Raw genomic sequence first — 5452 nt, forward strand, 5'->3', positions numbered from 1 at the left:
TCAAGTGATATGGACCAGAAGGAAATTGCCGAAACCATCACCAACTAAGCTGTATTGCCAAGTGTAATACAGCTTTTTTTCTGTCAGGCTAGTTTAATTTATAGGATTCTCCTTTTACAAGATACAAAATACTTTCACCAAGAACACCATAATCCCAGATAAAAAAGGACATCATTTTTAAATGACATGCCCCTTTTTCGAAGTTGGGTTCGATTATTGTTATATAGGGAGTCAAAGAAAGTAAGAACAAATTACTCCAAATAAAAAGCCCAAACCCTTTATTTAGGGTTTAGGCTAATGAATAGTTATTTGTCTTCATCTTCGTTTTGTGATTCAAAGTAGGCGTCCAATATACCTTGACCGATTTTGTGATTGATCGGATAGTCATTTCCTTTTCCTGTATGCGGTACAATGAGAGCAAAAGCTACTTCCGGATCATCATAAGGAGCATAACCGATAAGAGCCGAATTTTCCGTTGAAGCCTTTAATTCACCATCTTCGTAGATATCATATTCGGCTGTACCGGTCTTACCAGCAGCGTCGTATGGTTTATCGGCAAAATAACGTGAAGCTGTTCCGTTTGACCCCTGAAACACCCGGCGGAACCCCTCCTGAACACGATCTATTTCGCTGTCGTTCATTTGAACCCGGTTCATAACCTCTGTATTATTACTTTTATATATTGGACCAAGATCATCCTTATGCGGGACCGGGTTATGGATACTTTTCATAAAATGCGGACGGACGCGATAGCCATCATTGGCAATCGTTGAGACATATTGCGCCATTTGCATCGTTGTGTAAGTATCATACTGTCCAATTGCAAGGTCAAGCAGATTACCTGCATCAGGATTTGATCCTTTATAACCAGTTGATTCATACGGGAAATCCACACCAGTTGGAGCTCCTAATCCGAACTGGCTAAAATAATTGCGCATTTCATCGAAAGCGCCGTAATCAATATTCACCGGTTCATTTCGCTGATAGTTATACTCACCGGCCATACGCATAGCAATAAAAAACATGTAAACGTTGGACGATTGCTCCAGCGCCTGATAGTCATTAACCGTTCCTAAATTGCGCCAGGAACTTTTTTCTTCCGTCCCCTTGATCTTAATCGGCCGGTCATAGAATGACTGTCCGGGCTCAATCGCGCCTGACTGATAACCTGCCAGCATCGTGGCACCTTTAACTGAAGATCCGGGAGCATTGGCATTATAAATGGTTGCTGTTCCTGTATTTGTGAACTCTCTGTCATCATGATCATATCGCTGTCCGCTGGCAGCCAGGATTTCACCCGTGTTCGGATCCATCACAACAGCCATCGCCCTTTCCAAATACCTGTTTTCATGAGGCTGTTTTTGAATTGCTGTTTTCATTTCGTCACGGATGACTTTATCGATTTTTTTCTGCAGTTCCATATCAACGGTCAAGACAAGGTCTTTTCCGCGCTGGCCTTCCACAACGATATCAGAGCCGACAATAGATCCATTGTTATCGGTAGTGTATTTGATTTTTTCTTTGCGGCCACGCAGGACGCTTTCATACTGTTCTTCCAGTCCGCTGTTGCCGACCCGATCATTACGGCTGTATCCCCTGCTCAGATAATAATCCTCTTTCTCTTTTGGAATTCCTTGAGACTCTGATGTGATGGATCCGACAAAGTCACGGAATGATTTATCATATGGGTATTTTCTGTTCCAATCAGTTGTTGCATTAACACCAGGCAGTTCATCCAGACGGGCAGACACACGCGCAAATTCTTCAGGTGTAACTCCCTCGTTTTTTATCACTTGCGGCGTCAATGTCATGGCCTTATCCATTTCTTTTTTAATCGCGATCACTTCAAGCTCCTGTTTGGAATAATCATTCACCAGGTCTTCATTGATTCGATCAATTATCTCATTATATTGTTCACCATTATCCATTTCCTCGACTTCTTCCTGAGATAGCAGACTTTTAGCTGCGTCTGTATTCTTCAAGTACCAATATTCTTTTTTATTCCGCAGTGTAATACCATCCAGACGTTCCTCTGAATCCATTGAAATATATTCCGCTAATTTTTTAGCTACTTCCAGCCTGTCTTTCGCTTGTATCCCTTTTTCCGGGGTATATGTTATCGAATATTCGGCATCGTTTCCAACAATCAGGTTTCCGTTGCGATCATACATTTTTCCGCGTGGAACGCTAATTTCTGTATAATCATTTGTTGTCCGGTCAATTTCGGCCTGAAATGTTTCCCCATTCAAAATCTGTACAACACCTAATTGCAATATTAGCACCGAAAAAAGCAAAAAAACGATAAAAAATAGTATATTTAAACGAAAGGGAAGCTGGGATTTTTTCTGTTTCTTTTTTTTCGAAACCATACTCCTCACCCTAAACATAAAGTAAAACTTCATTCAGTGGGCGTTTTTTCCACTGAATGTTAGTTGAACAGAATCAGACATTTATGGACAGTTAGCCTCCTTTTTTTGGTGGATAACTGTCCATTATATGCCAGAAAAACAGTTATGCATTTATTATACCATTTACAGGGATGAATTCTAAGAGTTTTTACCGATTTTTTTCATCAGTTACCGGTTCTTTTGTAATGGCATCTTTTTTTCCTGTACTCCCCAGGTAAATATCCTTTACAAACAAATAGATAAACAAATGCCCAAGACCGAAAATGGCCAGCAAATAGGGAATGATGGTTTCAGCCGGGAATAATGTGATGGCAGTCAAAAATATAACAATTGATGTTACCCGCCCAATATTGACAAACAATTCCCTGACGACAATATATTCAACCCGTAGTTCTTTTGCTTTACGGGCTTTTCCTATCACATCATAAGTCAGTGAAGCATATGGCACGTTCACAACCGGATAGGCAATACCAATAAGAGCAGCATAAATCATCAACTGTGTGTAACTGATGTCAAACAGGATGATATAAATCGAAAAATATAAGATTAACGCCCCACTGAGAATTGCCTTTTTCCGTAACGATGGCTTCACCCATTTTGTCACGATGAAATATAGCACAAATGATAAACCTGACAAGAATAAATTAAACATCCCTAAGGCAAATTCACTTTGGGTCGTTATGAATACCCAAATGGAGATAACAAACAAAAAAATACCTTCGCGCAAACCTTGTGAAACATGCGCGTTTAATACCCTCTTCCAATTTTTATTATGAGCCCTTTCCATTAATACACGTCTGAAATGAAAAAGCCCCTCTGCCTGCCGCCGCTTGAGAAAAAAACTGCAAATAACAGCGCCGATAAACAGGATGAAAGACATCGTAAAAATCACACTATAGCCGACATTCTCCTGCATGCTTGCAATAATTGTTCCGGCCAGAAGGGGTCCCACCATACCTGCAAATGACTGAAGAACACCAAGGAACCCGTTGAAAAAATCCCTTGATTCCGGTTCCGTAATCTCAAATGTAAGCACGTTAAATGCCAGCCAATAAAATCCATACCCGATACCCAGTACACTGCCAAGCATAAAGTTATACTTGGCCGCCTGCTCGGCTATAAGCAATACACTCAAAAAAAATAGAGATAAAAAGATTACCCCTAAACGCAATACGATGACGCGATCAATCTTTTTGGCTATTTTTCCTGCCAAAATAAATGTAATCGGCTGAAATAAATAAATCCCCAAATTATAAAAAGCGATAGTTGTATAATCGCCTGCCTGTTTCCATAAATAGATGTTTACAAATGTATTGGAGAGGAAGATACTGAGTGAATACAATCCGCCAATAACCAGCAGTAAAATGAGATCGCGGCTTATATCAATTTTTCCAGCTATGTATTTTAGGCTTTTATGCATATCCATGTCCCCTTTTTGTTCGTTTATAGTGTGAACAAAATGGAGTCAGATATGCACTTTACGAAAAAAGACACGGGATTTTCCCCGTGCCTTTTATGTCAGCTTTTATTACTTAGCTTCGTTATAATTTTTTTCTACCTGATCCCAGCTGACGACATTCCAGAATGCAGCCACGTATTCAGGGCGCTTATTTTGATATTTCAAATAGTAGGCATGCTCCCAGACGTCAAGACCTAAAATAGGTGTTTTGCCTTCCATTAATGGTGTGTCCTGGTTAGGTGTATCCGTAATTTCGAGTTCACCATTGTTGACTACCAGCCATGCCCAGCCGGATCCGAATCGTCCTTTTGCGGCACTTTCAAATTGTTCTTTGAATTTGTCAAAGCTGCCGAATTTGCTATTAATTTTATCAGCTAATTCGCCTGATGGTTCGCCGCCGCCATTTGGTGACATGACTTTCCAGAACAGGCTATGGTTAGCGTGTCCACCACCATTGTTCCGGACAGCAGTGCGAATGTCTTCGGGTACAGCATCAAGATTACCCACTAAGTCTTCAAGTGACTTATTCTGAAGATCTGCCTTTCCTTCAAGCGCAGCATTTAGTTTCGTTACATAGGTATTGTGATGCTTTGTGTGGTGAATGTTCATGGTCTCTTTGTCAATAGTAGGTTCTAAAGCATCATATGCGTATGGTAGTTCTGGTAGTTCAAATGTTGCCATTTCTATATCCTCCCTTAATATTCTTTATTAAAAGGATTGAATATTCACCCTTTACATACAAGATTATCAGAGCCATTATACACATGCAAATTAAATGCTTAAGGAAAACCACAACACATGGTTTTTGGCATAATATTTTAGGTATATATAAAAAAACAAGCATTGGGCTTGTTTAAATGGTGGCTTGGGACGGAATCGAACCGCCGACACACGGATTTTCAGTCCGTTGCTCTACCGACTGAGCTACCGAGCCATATAGTGTGTTATTTTGTCATTCTGTTCTCGTATTGTTTGTTGTTTCGAAGCTTATTCGATGATGTTTTCTACTCGTCGCGTTGCGAGTTTATTCACAAGCCTGCACTTGGATGGTTTTTTAGCTATGTAAGCGGCCAGCTGAATCGTATTATGTTGTATCTCCTGGGTTTTATGTTGTTAGACGGTGTTTTGATGGTATGTATGGAGGAGGCAGAGGGATTCGAACCCCCGCGCGGTTTGACCCGCCTTTCGGTTTTCAAGACCGACCCCTTCAGCCAGACTTGGGTATGCCTCCAAATATGAGTGGTGGACCCTGCAGGATTCGAACCTGCGACCGATCGGTTATGAGCCGATAGCTCTGACCAGCTGAGCTAAGGGTCCGTACAATATTTCAGCAATAATAATGGTTAGATGATGGGGCGACCGGTGGGAATCGAACCCACGAATGCCGGAGCCACAATCCGGTGCGTTAACCGCTTCGCCACGACCGCCATTGAATTAGAAGTAATGGTAGCGGCGGAGGGGATCGAACCCACGACCTCACGGGTATGAACCGTACGCTCTCGCCAGCTGAGCTACGCCGCCACGTGGCTCCACAGGCAGGATTCGAACCTGCGACCGATCGGTTAACAGCCGATTGCTCTACCAC

Annotated in this window: 3 protein-coding genes and 5 tRNA genes; all 8 read right to left on the reverse strand. The window is 41.6% G+C overall.

Annotated elements, in window-relative coordinates:
- Positions 1 to 305: 305 nt before the first annotated feature.
- Positions 306 to 2369, reverse strand: coding sequence for a peptidoglycan D,D-transpeptidase FtsI family protein (locus VK097_RS05965; protein WP_324210895.1), 2064 nt, complete (start codon positions 2367 to 2369; stop codon positions 306 to 308).
- Between the two features lie 187 nt (positions 2370 to 2556).
- Complete coding sequence (locus tag VK097_RS05970; protein WP_324210896.1) at positions 2557 to 3828, reverse strand: MFS transporter; 1272 nt, start codon at positions 3826 to 3828, stop codon at positions 2557 to 2559.
- Positions 3829 to 3936: 108 nt separating this feature from the next.
- On the reverse strand, positions 3937 to 4548 hold the full coding sequence (locus VK097_RS05975; protein ID WP_324210897.1) for a superoxide dismutase: 612 nt from the start codon (positions 4546 to 4548) through the stop codon (positions 3937 to 3939).
- Positions 4549 to 4725: 177 nt separating this feature from the next.
- A tRNA-Phe gene (locus VK097_RS05980) sits at positions 4726 to 4801 on the reverse strand.
- Positions 4802 to 5005: 204 nt separating this feature from the next.
- Positions 5006 to 5098, reverse strand: a tRNA-Ser gene (locus VK097_RS05985).
- 9 nt (positions 5099 to 5107) lie between these two features.
- Positions 5108 to 5184 (reverse strand) — tRNA-Ile (locus VK097_RS05990).
- 34 nt (positions 5185 to 5218) lie between these two features.
- Positions 5219 to 5294, reverse strand: a tRNA-His gene (locus VK097_RS05995).
- 17 nt (positions 5295 to 5311) lie between these two features.
- Positions 5312 to 5388, reverse strand: a tRNA-Met gene (locus VK097_RS06000).
- Between the last annotated feature and the right edge of the window lie 64 nt (positions 5389 to 5452).

Source organism: Lentibacillus sp. (assembly GCF_035301675.1).
GTDB lineage: Bacteria > Bacillota > Bacilli > Bacillales > Amphibacillaceae > Lentibacillus.

What these genes read in the sequence shown, in the direction of transcription:
- VK097_RS05965 (WP_324210895.1), bottom strand. Translation starts at nt 2,369, where the DNA reads ATGGTTTCGAAAAAAAAGAAACAGAAAAAATCCCAGCTTCCCTTTCGT.
- VK097_RS05975 (WP_324210897.1), bottom strand. Translation starts at nt 4,548, where the DNA reads ATGGCAACATTTGAACTACCAGAACTACCATACGCATATGATGCTTTA.
- VK097_RS05970 (WP_324210896.1), bottom strand. Translation starts at nt 3,828, where the DNA reads ATGCATAAAAGCCTAAAATACATAGCTGGAAAAATTGATATAAGCCGC.